We start from the raw sequence: 15,177 nt of genomic DNA, 5'->3' as shown, positions 1-15,177 counted from the left end.
TTTCCCCTTCTGTATATGGCGGGCCTAGTTGAGCTGGTCCCGTCGCAGACGGTCTTTGATGGCAGCAGATTGCAGCTTGCTGCCGCTGGCAATGTGGGAAGCCTGGCTGGTGCACATGGTCGGCATGTCCTGATTGCGGCGGTACAGGCGCACTTGCTGATCGGCAGATTCATACACCAGCGAGGCGTTGCTCAGGATGTGCCGGGTGTCTGGCGGCGAGACCGGATCATTCGCCCGCTGCTCGCCCCACACCACCACGTAATCCACCGGAATACCGGTTTTTTGTTCAAACCGGTCCACGTCCAGCTGATGCACATCAATCAGCTTGCGCTGGGGTTCCCAGTGGTAGAGCAGTTCTTGCGTGTCGTAGCCGGGCCGGAAGCGGATGGGGTACACGCTCAGCCGTGCCAGAAAATTGAACAGCACCACGCGGTCCTGATCCAGTTCCAGCCGGTTGGTGGCCTGAAGAAAGGGCTGGTAGCCCACGGGCCGCGGTCGGCCTTTGTCGTCATACTGGGCTGAGGATTCCACCACCGGCAGCACCGTGCAGTGCGCGCCGATTTGTTTATCCATGGCCGACAGCGCCGTCAGTTGCTGGCGTACCTCGCCTTGCACCGCCCAGGTCTGGCTGAACTGCATGACCAGCATGCCCACGGCGACGACCGCCAGACCCCGGCGCAGCCATTGCTGGTTGATCAGCAAAGCGGCGCACGGCAGTGCCCACAACATGGGGAAGAGTTCCGCCCGCAAAAAGTGCGTCCAGCCGCCGCCGGAGATATCCGGCACGATCAGGCAAAAACCGTAAAACAGCACCAGCGTCAGGCCGAGCCCGGTGAACAGGGTGGCCTTACCCTGCAACAGGTGATGCCGTTCCTGCCAGATTTTGTAGACCGTGGTCAGCAGGGTGATCGCCATCAGGATCATCAAGGCATAGGGCAGGGTCAGATTATCCCCCGACTGCAGGCGGAACAACTTGCCTCGCGCCATTGCCAGAACACGCTCGTGCAGGCCGGGCCCATATTCGGTGGGGTATCCGTGCTGACGCAATGCAAACCACGCCATCAGCGGCAGTGGCAGGCACAAGGCCAGCGCCACGCAAACACTGGTCGCCCACAAGGCGCGGCCACGCAAGCCGGCTTGCCAGTCGCTGAGCAGACGAACAGCTTCCAGCGCAAACAAGGCCAGTGCCGCCATGACGAAACCTGCCGCGTGGCTCAGCAGCGTAACGACCAGCATCACCCCCAGCAACAACGCGCGCCAGAGTCGCGGGTGGGTACGCAAGTCCAGATACCAGCCAATAGCCAGGAAGAAGCCGGCCAGCGAAAACAGGAAGTTGTACAAGCCCAGAAAGAACAACTGGTTAGCCAGCAAGGGCAGGGCAAACAGGGCCAGCCAGGCGTTGTCCGGATTGATCTTGCGCAGGGTATACCACGCTGCCACCGCCGGGCTGACCAGACACAGCGCCTGCAAAATGGCCTCGGCCCGGCTGGGTTCGACCACCAGCATCAGTGCCTGCAAGATGGCGTAGGTCGCCATATTGGGTTGCAGGGTGTCGGCGGACATGAACATTTGCGACTGCAGTGGCCAGTCGGCGTCGCCAATGTGGCCCAGCATGTCGGCAAAGGAGAGGTGGATGGGGCCATCGTTGGTGGCCAGCGGCCCCAGCGTGATCAGTACGGCGGCGTAAACCACAACGACAGCCAGAAACAGGCCATGACGCCGCAGTAACGTATCCGGGAGATTCATGCGCTTTCCTGAACAGAAGCACAAAACATCTGTGCTTTGTATGGGTGATGTAACCAAGAAAGCTTCAGTCTGTCATGTCTGACTTATTTTGCAAGTATTATTTGTGCGATGCACCAGGTATCGGTTTTTACAGCCGCGGATTAGATCAGTCGCCCGTGTAGTGTTCCGGGAACTGCACGCGCACCGGTTCGCCGTCGCTACGCCAGCCATGGCACGAATCAATCAGCCGCGTCAGCAACCGCGCCTGCGCCGTGGTGCGCGGACCGACTGCCGGTTGCGGCGTCTCGCGCTTGCGCAGGCCGGACGACACCGTCTGGAAAGCCACCGTGGCCATCGGGCCCAGCAGTTCGGTGATATGCGTACAGCCATCGCGGCCCTTGAAGAGCTCCCGCACTTTGCGGTTGAACCCCGGGCCGATGCGCAAGCCCACAAGGCGCTGGTAGGCACCCGCAATCTGCGGACAAATGGTGTACGGCGAGTGCTCGGTCGCGGCTTCAACGGCGACGATCTCGTATTGATCGTTCAGCGTCAGCCGTACCTGCATCAGATGCAAGGGCTCGCCCTGCGGCAATTGCCGGCCATCGTAAAACGAGACCGGGTAGCCCTTGGTATCGGTGATGGACGCTTCGATATCCCACAAGCCGTCATCGCGCAGGAAGCCCTGACACTGGATCTGGCGGGTGTGGTAGTGCTGACGGGCGACGGGCGGGCTCAGTGGCATAAGCGTTTCTCTTCAAAAACAGCGGCGATCATCGCGACAGATTGTGCCCGCCAGCCGGGGGCCGGACCATTGCAGTTTGCCCCTGGCCCGGCGTTTGATACGCGCTACAGATAACGGGTCCACAACACCTTTGAGGTGACGGCAGTGGCGGCGCTGCTGCCCCCGCCGGTGCCCACGCCGGCACCTGGCTGATACGCCGGCGGCAGGGCGCTGAGGTTGATGGTGGTGCTGGCGCCCAGGCTGTTGGCGGCAGTGCTGCCCGAGGCCGTCACGTAACCATAGACCGTCGTGCTGCCATTACTGTTGAACTGGTTGTTGGCCAGGATACTGCCGTAGACCACGGTACTGGAACCCAGCGACACATTGCCGCCGGAATACACGCCATTGGTGGCGCTACCGGCCAGGAAGGCGTAGTTGGCCACGGCAGTGGCGCTGTAGTTGAACGTGGTCGGGCTGGCGGCCGGGGTGCACAGATTGGTGGGCCACCGGGAGGCAAAGTTATTGTTTACGCAAATCCCGGTCGGCGCATAGGTGGTGCCGTTCACCACACCGTTGTAGCCGGCATAAGCCGGGGCGTAGACCACATCGCTGCCGCTGGTCGAGATATTGCCGGTGGCGATGAACGTGTTGTAGTACGTGCCATTGCCCACGGTCAGATCGCCATGGAACCACGCGACACCCTGCGCAATGCTGGTGCCGTTGATGCTCCACATGCTGGTGCTGGTGTTGTAGCTAAAGCAGGTATTGCTGGTGGAGTACCCCTTGCAGATGGTCACGGCCGAGCCCACCGCGGGCGTGCCGCAGGTCGGGGAGGATGCCGTGGAGCCGCTCGCCAGCGCCGTGCACAGATAATCCACGTGGGTACTGTCGTAGTTGCCCAGATAGTAAGTGCCATTGGTGATGCCATTAACATTGGCGACCGTCACTTTGCGATACCCGCTGCTATCCACATCAAAAATGTAGTTGGCGACGGATTGCAGCTGGTTGGCGTCGATCTGCTGGCTGGTCAGCGAGACCGGGTTGACCGGCACCGTGTAGTTGCTCTGCACCGTCACGTTCACGCCGTTGTTCCAGCTGGGCTTGCTCAATGTGCCGCCAATCGTGCCGGTGGTGACGGTGCCGCTGCTGGTGACGGTCAGGTTCTTTTGCGCCTTCAGTGTCCCGATCGAGTTGCTGTCCATGGTGACACTGCCCTTGGTGTTCACCGAGTCGGCGTGTGCCGAGCCCGTCAGCGTGACATCCCCGATAGCATTGATGGTCACCGCGCTGGCGCTGCCGCTCAGCGCAACCGTACCGTTGGAGTTGATGGTCCCGACTTGCGCGCTGCTACCAATGGCGACGTTGCCGGTGGCATTGATGACCTGCACCCCGGTCAGCGAAATGCTGGTCGCGGTAAAGGAACCGTTGACGTTGATCACCGCCGCCGCTGCGGTGCTGGTGGAGGTGGTGAAATTGATGCTGCCGCCCAGCGTCACGTCGTGATTGAAGTTGATGGCATTGGTAATGCTGTTGCTGCTGCCGGCACTGCCCGCAATCACACAATAAATGGCTTGCACGGTCGATGTCGCGCCGCCGCTGCTGCCGGTGAGATTGGCAGTGACCAGCGTGCCCTGCACCGAGCCCGTGGCCGCAGAAGAGACGCAGCTGGTCGATGTGTTACTGACCGCGGCCACGAGGCCGCTGATCCCCGGCAAACCCGTGAGCGAGATCGGGCTGTTCACCGTCAGCGCGCTGGCCCCGGTCTGGCCGGCCTGGTACAGATACTGGCGAAACGCTTCCACCCCGGTCCAGGCCTTCAACTGCGCTTGCGTGGCACTGTGGGCGGTCAGCGCGCTGTCTTGCTCGCTATGGACGTAATACATGGTGCCCAGCACGGCTGCGCTGAGCGACAAGCCGACCATCAGCACCAGCAAGATGGCGGCAATCCCGCGCTGGGTGTGGATACGGGCAAAGTGCAAAGGACGCGGTCGCATGGCCATCATCATTGGGTGAAATTGGAAAGACAGCTGGACCAGTTGTTGTTGCCGGTACTGGTAGACCATTTCATCTGCACGGACAAACCGGCACTGGCAGACTGGGTACTGGCCAGCGCCGACACCACAGAGCCCGCAGCCAGCGGAATGCTGGCGGTATTGACCTCTGCGCCAAACGGCCAGCACGCGCCAGCGCTGGCACTGGCGGTAAAGGTGACAGCTGCCGGCAAGCCGCTGGCCAGCACCGTGGTGCTGCTCCAGGTGGTGGTGTTCCACTTGGTGGCCACCGGGTTGCAACTGGAACTGGCCTGGACCAATGACAGGCTCCAGGTCACAGGCGTCGTGGATGAAGCCTGGCTGATCAGGCCCTGGCAAACCCAGGTCGCCGTGCCGGTTGGCGTGGTGTTGCTGTCCCAGTACACCGCCGTGCCAGAGACCTCGCCACTGCTGGGCAGGGTCTGGGCAGAACTGACGCCGCTGGCCGTGTTGACGATGACAAAGTCGCTGGTCTTGCTGGCACCGCTAATGCCAAAGCCGGCGCTTTGTAGCTGGTTTTGCGCAGTCAGCAAACCGGTTGTGGCCTGACGGTCTTGCGAGGCCACCGGCTGCATACCGTTGACCGGATCGAACGTCATGCGCGCCCCGATCCGGTACAGCGACAGCATGGCGATGATCACCAGCATCGACACCACCATGCCCACCATCAGACTGGTCAGGGTCCAGCCACGCTGTGCGGTATAGGGCCCCGTTTTCATGAGCCATTCCCCAGCGTCAGCGATCCACCCAGCAAACCGGCGTTATCGGTGGTGGCGGTATTCAGGCTGGGGATGAAGACCGGCTGGGTGCTGCTGCCGACCGTGACCGAACCTTGAATCACGCTGCAACTGAAACTGGTACTGACACTCACCGCAGAGGCACTGAGCGTGACCGGAATGGGGGTGGGGCTGGTCACGCCGCACAGACCGCGCATGCCGCCGCCGCTTTGCATCAGCTGGGTTCTGACCTGATTGATCACCGTGTTCTGCACGTTCAGCGTGGTCTGGCTCAAGGCGGAGCGCGACAGGATATACGTCAGCCCCACGCCGACAATGGCCACCAGCAACATGGCGATCAGCCCTTCAAACAGCGTGGCACCGCGTTGCCGCCAGGGCCGGTCAATTGAGCGTGAGCGCACTGGACATCCCCGAAACCTGATAGCTGGCGGCGGTGCCACAACTGGTGCCACCCAGCGTGGTGCTCACCGGCAAACCCGCGTTGTTGAGCGCGACACACTGCGTCGCCGCGTTATTGAGCAGGCCGGTGGTGCCGGACGGCAAAGTGCCGGTCCACACCGATCCGCTACAGCTAAAACTGTTGCCTGGCGTGCGCGGCACATTAGTGGCACTGGCCGCCGTTGAATAACTGGCTTCCTGCACGCAAACGACATTACCGCCGCTCAACAACAGAAAGGCCGCGGGCTCGTTCTGCTGCGCGCCGGCGCTATTGCGCAACGTGCGCGACTTGGCCATGGCCATGCCTTTGACAAACAACGTCTGCCCGGCCTGCTGGTTGGATGAGCGCACCCACTGCATGGTCAAAGGCACCCCCATGAACAGCAGGATGGTCAGCACCACAAGGCTGATCAGCAATTCGACCATGGTGAACCCGCGCGATGCTCGCGTCGACATGGGCATTACCAGCTGGACAAGCCACCGCAGGCCTGGCTGCCTGCAACCGAAATCGTCCGCGCGTTGGTGTTGTTCAGGGTGAGTGTGCAGCCCGACACCACCTGGCCGCTGCGGCCGGCGGCGGTCAGCGTATACGCCGTGGTTGAACCGGCTGTGACCGAGGCCGAATACGCAAACATGGCCGATTCAGCCGGGCCGAACGCCGTAAAGTTGGTGGTGTTGGTACTGGAACTCGTACCGAGGTTGGAGCCTGTGGGGTAAGTCAGTGTCAGTTGGTGCTGGTTTTCCATCACGAGAGCCAGCGCCACCAGATCGGCACCCGCGCCTTTGACGTGGCTTTTGACGATGTAATTGCGATACGTTGGCAGTGCCACGGCGGTCAGAATGGCGACGATAGCGATCGTCACCATCACCTCAACCAGCGTAAAGCCGGCAAGGGTAAAGGGGCGAAATACGGTGCGGGGCGATGTGATCATGGCGGCGTTCGGCTCTGTTTGATATGGCTTCGTGTGGGTACAGACTGACTGGCGCGTCACAAATTCCCCAAACTGTTCAGTTCAAGAAATGTGTCTGTCGCGCTACCCGGCGAGCTGTTTTTTTTAATACGTGTAGCAGGGACTATACCGCCAGAATCTGACAGCGAGCAGCGCCGCGTTTATGAAAAGTGGATAAATGCCGGAAAAAGCGCTGCCCTGAACCCGCCATGAAATCATGCTGTCAGCCTGGAGAAGGCGTAGGCCCAAAAAAAGATCGCCCCCACACGTCAGGACTGGTGAGAGGGCGATCCAGGCGGGAGATCAGGAAGAAAAATCAGAAAGAAAAATCAGAAACGCACAATGCGCTGGCGATGCACCAGAAAATCGCTACCGAAGATCACCGCGCGATCTTCAAAATACGCCGTGGTGTAGCGCAGCCAGCGGCGCATGCCGGGCAGCTCGTTGAACTCGGCGCCGCTGGCGGCTTGCGCCAGTTGTTCCGGCGGTGCCGGATCTTGTTGTGGCAGGGCAAACTGGCCCGGGTATCGCAGACGGCTCATGATGCGTTCTCCAGCAAACCGTGGCGCTGCAGGGACACATGAACCGGCGCCGTGGCCAGCACCCGGTGCACCGCCGTGGCAGAGCGCGCATCGCGCAGGGCCTGGCGAAAATCGCGCAGATGCAAGGCGGCGGCGACATCGGCCAGCGCTTGCAGATGTTGCTGGCACGCTTTGGCCGGCATCAGCAAAAACAGGAATTCGCTCAGCCCTTTGCCGTCCGGGGTGTCGGCATCCAGCGGCAAGGTGGGGCGCAGGTAAATCATGACCGGGTGATCCAGCCCGTCGATACGGGCATGCGGAATGGCCACGCCGCGGCCCAGTGCCGTGCTGCCAAGGCGCTCCCGGTCTTGCAGTTTGTGCAGTACAAGGGCTGCCGGCAGGGCGTAGTGATGTTCGGCAAAGCAGGCCGCGTGTTCAAACAAATCGTCTACCGTGCGGGCCGGAACATCCAGCAAGATGCTGGAGGGCGGGCACAGATCAGCCAGTGAGGACATGGTGTTTTCCTGTGTAATGCGGGATGCCGCCGCGGGGTGCTTGCGGCGGCAATGCCACTGTATGAAACGCCATATAAACACCGCGTAAAAATACGGGGATGACCGCGTAAAAAGTGCAAAAACAGTGCGCCTGAGCGCTGTGTAAAACGCCTGGCTAAAGGGCCGGCCTCTGCCTAAAGTGCGGGATGACCTTCTTCCCCGGAGACACTTTCATGGCAAGCGACAACACATTTCACGGCTGGGCCGCCCCGGCCGCAGGCCAACCGTTGCAACCGCTGGACTTTGACGCCGGGGAGCTGGGCGACGAAGAAGTCGAGGTCGAAGTTGACTACTGCGGCATCTGTCACTCTGATCTGTCGATGATCGATAACGATTGGGGCATGACCACCTATCCGTTTGTGCCGGGCCATGAAGCGGTGGGCCGCATTGTCCGTATGGGCAGTCAGGTCAAGGGCTTGCAGACAGGCCAGCGTGTTGGCGTGGGCTGGAACCGTGGTAGCTGCATGCATTGCCACTCTTGCATCGGCGGCAATCAGCATTTGTGTAACGACGTCGAGCCCACCATTGTGGGCCGTCATGGCGCCTTTGCCGACCGTATCCGCGCGCATTGGGCCTGGGCGATTGCACTGCCGGAAGGCGTTGATCCTGCCGCCGCCGGCCCGCTGTTTTGCGGTGGCATTACCGTGTTTGCGCCGCTGGTGTTGCATAACGTCAAACCGACCAGCCGCGTTGGCGTGATCGGCATTGGCGGCCTGGGGCACATGGCCATCCGCTTCATGAGCGCATGGGGCTGCGAGGTGACCGCGTTTACCTCGTCGGCGCGCAAGCATGACGAAGCCCGCCAGCTGGGCGCGCATCGGGTGGTGGTCAGCACTGATCCGGCAGAACTCAAGGCCGCCGCTGGCTCGCTGGATTTCTTGCTGGTGACCGCCAATGTCAATCTGGATTGGGACGCCATTATCGGCACGCTGGGGCCGCAAGGGCGTTTGCACTTTGTCGGCGCGGTGCCGGCGCCGGTGCCGCTGACGGTGTTTACCCTGTTGCTGAAACAGATGGATGTCTCAGGCTCGCCAACCGGCTCCCCCGCCGTGATTGCCGACATGCTGGCGTTCTGCGCCCGCCATGGCATCGTGCCGATGGTGGAGCATTACCCGGTGGCGAAAATCAACGATGCCATGCAGCATCTGCGCGACGGGAAGGCGCGGTATCGGGTGGTGCTGGATATGTAAACGTCACGCCGCAGGGGATGGCGCAGGTTGCGATCATCCCCCTGCAGTTGGCCGTCAGCCCTTCAAGGTCACAATTTCTTCAGCTACTGTCGGGTGCAGCGCCACGGTATGCCTGAAGTCGGCCCAGGTGGCATTGGCCGTCAGCGCCACGCTAATCAGTTGCGCCATTTCTGCGGTGTTCTCGCCCAGCAGGTGCAAACCCACCACTTTGTCAGTCGGGCCATCAATCAGCACTTTGACAAACACCTGGTCTTCCAGGCCGCCAAACAATTGCGTCATCGCGCGGAACCGGGTCTTGAGCACTTTCAGCTGCGGGTAACGCTGGCGGGCAATGTGTTCAGGCAGGCCCACAGTGCCGATCTCCGGCGTGGAGAACACTGCGGTCGGGACCATTTCATAATCGAAATCCGGCACGGTCAGGCCGCCATAGTGGCGGTCGGCAAAGGCCTGGCCTTCGCGGATGGCCACCGGGGTGAGGTTGAGCCGGTCGGTCACGTCGCCAATGGCATAAATGGACGGTACGCTGGTGCGGCCATGGTGGTCGACCAGAATCGCGCCGTGTTCATTGGTTTTGACATCCACACTGGCCAGCCCCAAACCACGCGTATTGGGCGCGCGACCAGTGCACAGCATGACGGTGTCGACATCCAGCGTCAGGCCGTCGCTCAGGGTGGCGCGCAGGCCGTCGGCAATCTGCATCACGCGCTGCAGGCTTTGCCCGCGGACCAGCTTGATGCCGCGCCGGGTCTGGTGCTCGGCCAGCAATTCGGCAACCTCCACATCAAACCCGCGCAAAAGATGATCGCCACGGATCACCTGCGTGACCTCGCTGCCCAGTCCGGCAAAGATGCCGGCAAATTCCACCGCGATATAGCCGCCGCCAACAATCAGCACGCGCTCGGGCAGTTCTGGCAGGTGGAAGGCTTCATCAGAGGTGATCGCCAGTTCATTGCCCGGAAAATCCGGCCGGGTAGGGTGGCCGCCAGTGGCAATCAGGATGGTGGCGGCGGTCATGCGCTGGCCGCTGCGGCCCAGTTCAATGGTGTGGGCGTCGATGATCTCGGCGTGATCGGCATGAATGGCAACGCTGGATTTTTCCAGGTTGGTCCGGTATATGCCCTCCAGTCGGCTGATTTCGGTGTCTTTGTGGGTGATCAGATCATGCCAGCTGAAAACGGACTCCGCCGGCGACCAGCCATAACCCCGGCTGGCCTTGAACTGATCCGGAAACCGGCTGGCGCACACCATCAGCTTTTTGGGCACGCAACCCCGGTTGACGCAGGTGCCGCCAAAGTTGGCGCTTTCGGCGATCGCCACTTTGGCGCCATGACTGGCGGCAATCCGTGCGGCACGCACACCGCCGGAACCCCCACCAATTACAAACAGATCCACATCAGGGTGTTGCATGTACTGCCTCCCGTTTGCCAGAACAGCCGCTGTCTTGAGTGTTGACTTAAAGGCAGGCGGAACGCAAGCCTGACCCGGCCTGCCGACCGATTGCCAGTTCAGGGCGCCGTGTTCTACGCTGCGGGTTTTGAATCAGGCAGGAACGGGGCGCGGATGGGCAAGAACAGACTGGAAGCATTCAGCGATGGCGTGCTGGCCATCATCATTACCATCATGGTGCTGGAACTGAAGGTGCCCCACGGGGGCGAGTTGTCTGCCCTGCTGGAGATGTGGCCCGTGCTGGTGGCGTACATCCTGAGCTTTATTTATGTCGGCATTTACTGGAACAACCACCATAACCTGTTCCATGCCGCGACCTCGGTCAGCGGCGGCGTGCTGTGGGCCAATCTGCATTTGCTGTTCTGGTTGTCGCTGATTCCGGTCACCACCGCCTGGCTGGGCGAGCACCCCAGTCTGGCGTGGCCGGCCGCTTTGTATGGCATCGTGTTGCTGGGGTCGGCATTTGCCTATTACCTGCTGACTTGCGCGCTGATTGCCCGCCACGGCAAGCAGTCAAAACTGGCCCGCTCGCTGGGGCGTGATTTCAAGGGTCGCGTTTCGATCGTGTTGTATGCCGCAGGTGTGGGCAGTGCCTTTATCCACAGCGCATTGGCCTGCGCCTTTTATGCCGGCGTGGCCGCGTTGTGGCTGGTGCCCGATCGCCGCTTTGAACCCGCGCATGCCGCAGAAGAATAAGCGGGTCCCGCCGCAAAACAAAAAGCCGGCAAGCTGCCGGCTTTTTGTTGCCCCGCGCATTTAACTGCGCGGCAGTTCGCAGACTTCAGAGACGATCTCATAAGAGCGCAGGCGCTCGGCGTGGTCAAAGATCGCGGCATTGAGCATGACCTCGTTGACGCCGTATTCCTCAACAAACTCGTTGAGTTTTGATTTGACGGTGACCGGGCTGCCGACAATGGAGGCCCCCAGTTGCGCCATGACGGACGCGCGCTCGTGCGGTTGCCAGTAGTCGTCGATATTGGTCACCGGTTCTTCCAGCGGGCCGGGGTTGCCGCGGATCATGCCAAGGAAACGGCGCTGGGCCGATGTCGCCAGGAAGGCGGCGTGTTCGTCGGTATCGGCCGCAATCACGTTGATCCCGGCCATGGCATACGGTTGCTCCAGCACGCGCGACGGGCGGAAGGTATGACGATAGAGTTCGAACGCAGCCTTCATGTTGCGCGGCGCAAACTGCCCGGCAAAGGCAAACGGCAAACCCAGATACCCGGCCAGTTGTGCCGAAAAACCGCTCGAACCCAGCAGCCAGATCGGCACATCCAGGCCTTCGCCCGGCACGGCATGAATCCCGTGCGTGCCGCCGTGCAGATCGGGCCGGAAGTACGCGCGCAGTTCATCCAGCATTTGCGGGAACTGATCGCCATCCGCGCCGGAATCACGCCGCAATGCGCGCATGGTGGCCTGATCGGTGCCCGGCGCGCGGCCAAGTCCCAGGTCGATCCGGCCAGGGTAGAGCGATTCAAGCGTGCCGAATTGTTCTGCAATGACCAGCGGCGCGTGGTTGGGCAGCATGATGCCGCCAGAGCCAACCCGGATACGGCGGGTGCCACCCGCCACATGACCAATCACTACCGCCGTGGCGGCGCTGGCAATGCCACGCATGCCGTGGTGTTCGGCCAGCCAGTAGCGATGAAAGCCCCAGCGGTCTGCGTGCTGGGCCAGATCAAGCGTGTTGGCCAGTGCCCTGGCCGGGTTGGACCCCGCCACGATGGGCGAGAGGTCAAGAATCGAAACCGGGATTTTGAAACGTGTGGTCATGGTCTTTCCGGCAAGCAGGGGAACCCCATAAATGGGGTTGCTGCCGGTAATTACAAGACGATCGGTCTAATGCGTGCTTACACCAGCAGCGATACCGCCAGACCCAGCATGATCAGCCCGATCACACCATCCAGCACGCGCCAGGCCAGCGGGTTGGCAAACACGGGCGACAACAAGCGCGCACCATAACCCAGGCCCAGAAACCACAGCGTCGACGCCGTCATGGCGCCCACCGCAAACCAGGGCTGGGCGATTGGCGCTTGCTGGCTGGCAATCGACCCCAGCAGCACCACGGTATCCAGATACACATGCGGATTAAGCCAGGTCAGCGCCAGGATGGTGAGCACCGCTTGCTGCCAGGTCAGCACCGGTACGCCGGCGGTGGCATGCAAGGCCCCGGGCGCAAACGCCGCGCGCCATGCCCGCAAACCGTACCAGATGAGGAAAGCCGCGCCGGCCCAGCGGGCTACCGTCATCAGCGCGGGGCTCTGTTCAATCAGCGCGCCCATACCGGCAACGCCTGCACCGATCAGTAAAACGTCGCCAATGATGCAGACCAGCACCGTCACCCCCAGGTGCTGGCGCGACAGGCCCATGCGCAACACGTGCGCGTTCTGCGCACCGATGGCCATGATCAGGCCGCCGCCCAGACCCAACCCTTTAAGCCATGCCGAGAACATCATCGCCGTTACCCCTTGTTGCCTTTGTTCTTGAATCTGGCCGGATTGTGAACGCCTTGCCGCCGGTATAGAAGAGTTATTAATATCTTTCAGAATGGATAAAAATGACTAATAAAAGGAGGGCGCAATGAACCTGGATCACCGCCAGACCGACGCGTTGCTTGCCGTGATCGAAACCGGCAGTTTCGACGCCGCCGCCGCGCGGCTGCACGTGACGCAGTCCGCCGTATCGCAACGGATACGCGCGCTGGAAACCGCGCTGGGCCAGCCGCTGATTATCCGCAGTCGCCCCGCGCGCCCCACCTTGCACGGTCAGCGCCTGCTGCAATACCTGCGCCGCACCGCCATGCTTGATCAGGAACTGGCCGCCGAACTGGCCGACACCGCCCGCGCCCCGCTGGTGGTGCGGCTGGCGATCAACGCCGATACCCTGGGCACCTGGTTCATGCCCGCGGTCACGCCGTTACTGCTCAAGGAAAACGTATTGCTGGAAGTCATGCTGGACGACCAGGACCACACGTTTGCCTGGCTTGAATCCGGCGAAGCCACCGGCTGCGTGACCAGCGAAGCCGAACCCATGCGTGGCTGCCAGTCTTATGCGCTGGGCGTGCAGCGCTATCACATGCTGGCTTCCCCGGCGTTTTACCAGCGCTGGTTTGCCAACGGCTTTACCCGCGAGGCTGCCCGTCATGCGCCAGTGATGGTGTTCAACCGCAAGGACGCGCTGCAGGCCGATTTCCTGGAACAGCGTTTCGGGCTGACCCGCGACGCGTATCCCAGCCATTACATCCCCTCGCATGATTCTTATTTTGCGGCGGTGAAACTGGGCCTGGGCTACGGGATGATTCCGGAGCAGCAGTATGGGGCGCTGGTGTCTTCAGGGCAGTTGATTGACGTCGCGCCGGATCAGCCGGTGGATGTGGCCTTGTACTGGCATGCGTGGAAAGTGCAATCGCCCCGGCTGGAGTCTTTGACGCAGCGGATTGTGGCGGCAGCGCGGGAGGTTTTGGGTGGGGAGGGTGAGGGGGGCTGATGACTGCGGGTTGCGGGCCGTTGCCACTGGCTTGGTTCTTTACCACTGACTCGTCATTCCGGTCCTCTGCGGCCCCCTTGGGCCGGAATCCAGCGGCAATATTCGCAAGGATGCGGGCGTCGATCCCGGTCCACAGGCTCGTCATTCCTGCGGAAGCAGGAATCCAGTCCGGCCACCGCAGGTGGCCTTTGCTGGCAAGAATGCCGGGGTTCGTAGGGTGGATTCGGAGCGTCAGCGACAATCCACCTTCGCTGACCTAAAACCTTGAACCGCTTGTTAGCACCTTCGGTGCGGGTGTTTACACACCGGGGGTGCCCGGACCACGTCACTTTCTTTGCTTCGCCAAAGAAAGTAACCAAAGAAAGGCGACCCCTGCGACAGCGCCCCTTCGGGGTTCCCTGCGCTTCTCGCAAGGCGCGGCTGGCTCGAGTGCTCGGCCTTCGGCCTACCTCTTCGCCGAAACCCCGCGCCTTGCTGCGATGCTCGGCGCTGCCGAAGGGGAGGCACGTCAACAGCAACAGCCACTTCAACAGCTAACCCAACCCGACATGCCACCAGATTCATAAGCCTGGAAAGTTGGACGAAAGCAACAGCAAATCCTGATGTTTTGGGTGGGCCTTTGCTGCAAGCGCACAATGAGCCGCATTCAATCCAGGTATTTTTGTCACCACGCAGGGCCCAAATGATCCCAGGATCAGAGTTCAAAGTGTTTGTTGAAAAGCCGGAGTTAAAAGAAACTCACTACTCAATCACGGATGCTGATTCTGATTGGCGAATGAAAATCAGTGCTGATGAAAACGTCAGCATGCCGCCAGTGAGTCGACCCAAGCCTCAACGTGCGGTTTCTTTGCCGATTGCCTTCGCCGGTATTGTTGTATTCGGGGGCATGTTGTTACTGATTGCCACAATTGCTGTGAAGGGCCTTGAAACCGATGAGACCTGCAGCAGGATTCAGCATCGACGGATCAAGGTCGACGCACATGTTTTGGCATCCAGTTTGACTGAGCGCGATGTACTAACCGGCTCGCCCAGAAGGCCCACGGCACATTGTTTCCAGGCGACAGTTTCCTACGCGTACACGTATCAGGACCAGAATTTTACTAGCCAGCAAATCATGGCAGGCAATGCCGGCTGCCGTGATTTCGACGGTCAGGCGCTTGTGCGCGCCCTGCCCGTCGGCCAGACCGCCGATGCCTGGATTGATCCATGGCATACGGATGACAGTGTTCTGATTAACGCTTGTCCTGCAGGACCGGATCATAGTCCGTGGACTCTACTTGCCGTGGCCTCTTTCTTCGCTGTCTGGCTTGTCAGAACGGTTGTTGGCGCGATAACACCGGCAGAATAAGCAAATAAAAACGCCGCTATCAAAGCGGCGT

Annotated in this window: 16 protein-coding genes; 4 read left to right on the top strand and 12 right to left on the bottom strand. The window is 61.2% G+C overall.

Annotation, left to right across the window (positions count from 1 at the left end):
- Positions 1-24 precede the first annotated feature (24 nt).
- The 9 genes from IEX57_RS07720 to IEX57_RS07680 form a co-directional block, all read right to left on the bottom strand.
- Positions 25-1,746 carry a hypothetical protein gene (locus tag IEX57_RS07720; protein WP_188703706.1) on the bottom strand — a complete coding sequence of 574 codons (1,722 nt, stop codon included), beginning with the start codon at positions 1,744-1,746 and terminating at the stop codon, positions 25-27.
- A gap of 145 nt (positions 1,747-1,891) precedes the next feature.
- Positions 1,892-2,467: a DUF2889 domain-containing protein gene (locus tag IEX57_RS07715; protein WP_188703705.1), complete on the bottom strand. Its 576-nt coding sequence runs from the start codon at positions 2,465-2,467 to the stop codon at positions 1,892-1,894.
- A gap of 104 nt (positions 2,468-2,571) precedes the next feature.
- Positions 2,572-4,440, bottom strand: a complete 1,869-nt coding sequence (locus IEX57_RS07710) for a hypothetical protein (RefSeq protein ID WP_188703704.1) — start codon at positions 4,438-4,440, stop codon at positions 2,572-2,574.
- A gap of 8 nt (positions 4,441-4,448) precedes the next feature.
- Positions 4,449-5,195 (bottom strand): PilW family protein, encoded by a 747-nt coding sequence (locus IEX57_RS07705; protein WP_188703703.1) that lies wholly within the window; start codon positions 5,193-5,195, stop codon positions 4,449-4,451.
- Positions 5,192-5,614, bottom strand: a complete 423-nt coding sequence (locus tag IEX57_RS07700; RefSeq protein WP_188703702.1) for a PulJ/GspJ family protein — start codon at positions 5,612-5,614, stop codon at positions 5,192-5,194. Before IEX57_RS07700 ends, IEX57_RS07705 begins: the two co-directional genes overlap by 4 nt.
- Positions 5,595-6,107, bottom strand: coding sequence for a pilus assembly FimT family protein (locus IEX57_RS07695; protein WP_188703701.1), 513 nt, complete (start codon positions 6,105-6,107; stop codon positions 5,595-5,597). The genes IEX57_RS07700 and IEX57_RS07695 overlap by 20 nt, the downstream gene beginning before the upstream one ends.
- Positions 6,108-6,112: 5 nt before the next feature.
- Positions 6,113-6,583: a type IV pilin protein gene (locus IEX57_RS07690; RefSeq protein ID WP_188703700.1), complete on the bottom strand. Its 471-nt coding sequence runs from the start codon at positions 6,581-6,583 to the stop codon at positions 6,113-6,115.
- 347 nt (positions 6,584-6,930) lie between these two features.
- Positions 6,931-7,143, bottom strand: coding sequence for a hypothetical protein (locus IEX57_RS07685; RefSeq protein WP_188703699.1), 213 nt, complete (start codon positions 7,141-7,143; stop codon positions 6,931-6,933).
- Positions 7,140-7,637, bottom strand: a complete 498-nt coding sequence (locus IEX57_RS07680; RefSeq protein WP_188703698.1) for a PTS sugar transporter subunit IIA — start codon at positions 7,635-7,637, stop codon at positions 7,140-7,142. Before IEX57_RS07680 ends, IEX57_RS07685 begins: the two co-directional genes overlap by 4 nt.
- Before the next feature lie 212 nt (positions 7,638-7,849).
- On the opposite strand from IEX57_RS07680, the gene ahr reads away from it, so the two are divergent.
- Positions 7,850-8,866, top strand: a complete 1,017-nt coding sequence (ahr, locus tag IEX57_RS07675; RefSeq protein ID WP_188703697.1) for an NADPH-dependent aldehyde reductase Ahr — start codon at positions 7,850-7,852, stop codon at positions 8,864-8,866.
- Between the two features lie 54 nt (positions 8,867-8,920).
- Here the strand turns inward: ahr and gorA are convergent, their stop codons facing one another.
- Positions 8,921-10,273 carry a glutathione-disulfide reductase gene (gene gorA, locus IEX57_RS07670; protein WP_188703696.1) on the bottom strand — a complete coding sequence of 451 codons (1,353 nt, stop codon included), beginning with the start codon at positions 10,271-10,273 and terminating at the stop codon, positions 8,921-8,923.
- 153 nt (positions 10,274-10,426) lie between these two features.
- Here gorA and IEX57_RS07665 point away from each other — a divergent pair, with 153 nt between their 5' ends.
- The gene (locus IEX57_RS07665) at positions 10,427-11,008 is read left to right on the top strand and encodes a TMEM175 family protein (RefSeq protein ID WP_188703695.1); all 582 of its coding nucleotides are present in this window, start codon (positions 10,427-10,429) and stop codon (positions 11,006-11,008) included.
- 60 nt (positions 11,009-11,068) lie between these two features.
- Here IEX57_RS07665 and IEX57_RS07660 read toward each other — a convergent pair whose 3' ends face one another.
- Together IEX57_RS07660 and IEX57_RS07655 are read right to left on the bottom strand one after the other, a co-directional pair.
- Positions 11,069-12,085 (bottom strand): LLM class flavin-dependent oxidoreductase, encoded by a 1,017-nt coding sequence (locus IEX57_RS07660; RefSeq protein ID WP_188703694.1) that lies wholly within the window; start codon positions 12,083-12,085, stop codon positions 11,069-11,071.
- A 77-nt stretch (positions 12,086-12,162) separates the two neighbouring features.
- Complete coding sequence (locus IEX57_RS07655) at positions 12,163-12,768, bottom strand: LysE/ArgO family amino acid transporter (protein WP_188703693.1); 606 nt, start codon at positions 12,766-12,768, stop codon at positions 12,163-12,165.
- A 124-nt stretch (positions 12,769-12,892) separates the two neighbouring features.
- Between IEX57_RS07655 and IEX57_RS07650 the strand changes: the two genes are divergently transcribed.
- Positions 12,893-13,798: a LysR family transcriptional regulator ArgP gene (locus IEX57_RS07650; RefSeq protein ID WP_188703692.1), complete on the top strand. Its 906-nt coding sequence runs from the start codon at positions 12,893-12,895 to the stop codon at positions 13,796-13,798.
- Positions 13,799-14,504: 706 nt separating this feature from the next.
- Entirely contained in the window at positions 14,505-15,146 is a 642-nt protein-coding gene (locus IEX57_RS07645) for a DUF3592 domain-containing protein (protein ID WP_188703691.1), read from the top strand.
- Positions 15,147-15,177 lie beyond the last annotated feature (31 nt).

This window comes from Silvimonas iriomotensis, assembly GCF_014645535.1.
In the GTDB taxonomy this organism is placed as follows: domain Bacteria; phylum Pseudomonadota; class Gammaproteobacteria; order Burkholderiales; family Chitinibacteraceae; genus Silvimonas; species Silvimonas iriomotensis.
Note: the sequence above shows the minus strand (reverse complement) of the source record. Positions and strands in the feature narration are given on the sequence as shown.

What these genes read in the sequence shown, in the direction of transcription:
- gorA (WP_188703696.1), bottom strand. Translation starts at nt 10,273, where the DNA reads ATGCAACACCCTGATGTGGATCTGTTTGTAATTGGTGGGGGTTCCGGC.
- IEX57_RS07655 (WP_188703693.1), bottom strand. Translation starts at nt 12,768, where the DNA reads ATGATGTTCTCGGCATGGCTTAAAGGGTTGGGTCTGGGCGGCGGCCTG.
- IEX57_RS07695 (WP_188703701.1), bottom strand. Translation starts at nt 6,107, where the DNA reads ATGTCGACGCGAGCATCGCGCGGGTTCACCATGGTCGAATTGCTGATC.
- IEX57_RS07680 (WP_188703698.1), bottom strand. Translation starts at nt 7,637, where the DNA reads ATGTCCTCACTGGCTGATCTGTGCCCGCCCTCCAGCATCTTGCTGGAT.
- IEX57_RS07710 (WP_188703704.1), bottom strand. Translation starts at nt 4,440, where the DNA reads ATGCGACCGCGTCCTTTGCACTTTGCCCGTATCCACACCCAGCGCGGG.
- IEX57_RS07685 (WP_188703699.1), bottom strand. Translation starts at nt 7,143, where the DNA reads ATGAGCCGTCTGCGATACCCGGGCCAGTTTGCCCTGCCACAACAAGAT.
- IEX57_RS07665 (WP_188703695.1), top strand. Translation starts at nt 10,427, where the DNA reads ATGGGCAAGAACAGACTGGAAGCATTCAGCGATGGCGTGCTGGCCATC.
- IEX57_RS07705 (WP_188703703.1), bottom strand. Translation starts at nt 5,195, where the DNA reads ATGAAAACGGGGCCCTATACCGCACAGCGTGGCTGGACCCTGACCAGT.
- IEX57_RS07660 (WP_188703694.1), bottom strand. Translation starts at nt 12,085, where the DNA reads ATGACCACACGTTTCAAAATCCCGGTTTCGATTCTTGACCTCTCGCCC.
- IEX57_RS07715 (WP_188703705.1), bottom strand. Translation starts at nt 2,467, where the DNA reads ATGCCACTGAGCCCGCCCGTCGCCCGTCAGCACTACCACACCCGCCAG.
- IEX57_RS07690 (WP_188703700.1), bottom strand. Translation starts at nt 6,583, where the DNA reads ATGATCACATCGCCCCGCACCGTATTTCGCCCCTTTACCCTTGCCGGC.
- IEX57_RS07650 (WP_188703692.1), top strand. Translation starts at nt 12,893, where the DNA reads ATGAACCTGGATCACCGCCAGACCGACGCGTTGCTTGCCGTGATCGAA.
- ahr (WP_188703697.1), top strand. Translation starts at nt 7,850, where the DNA reads ATGGCAAGCGACAACACATTTCACGGCTGGGCCGCCCCGGCCGCAGGC.
- IEX57_RS07720 (WP_188703706.1), bottom strand. Translation starts at nt 1,746, where the DNA reads ATGAATCTCCCGGATACGTTACTGCGGCGTCATGGCCTGTTTCTGGCT.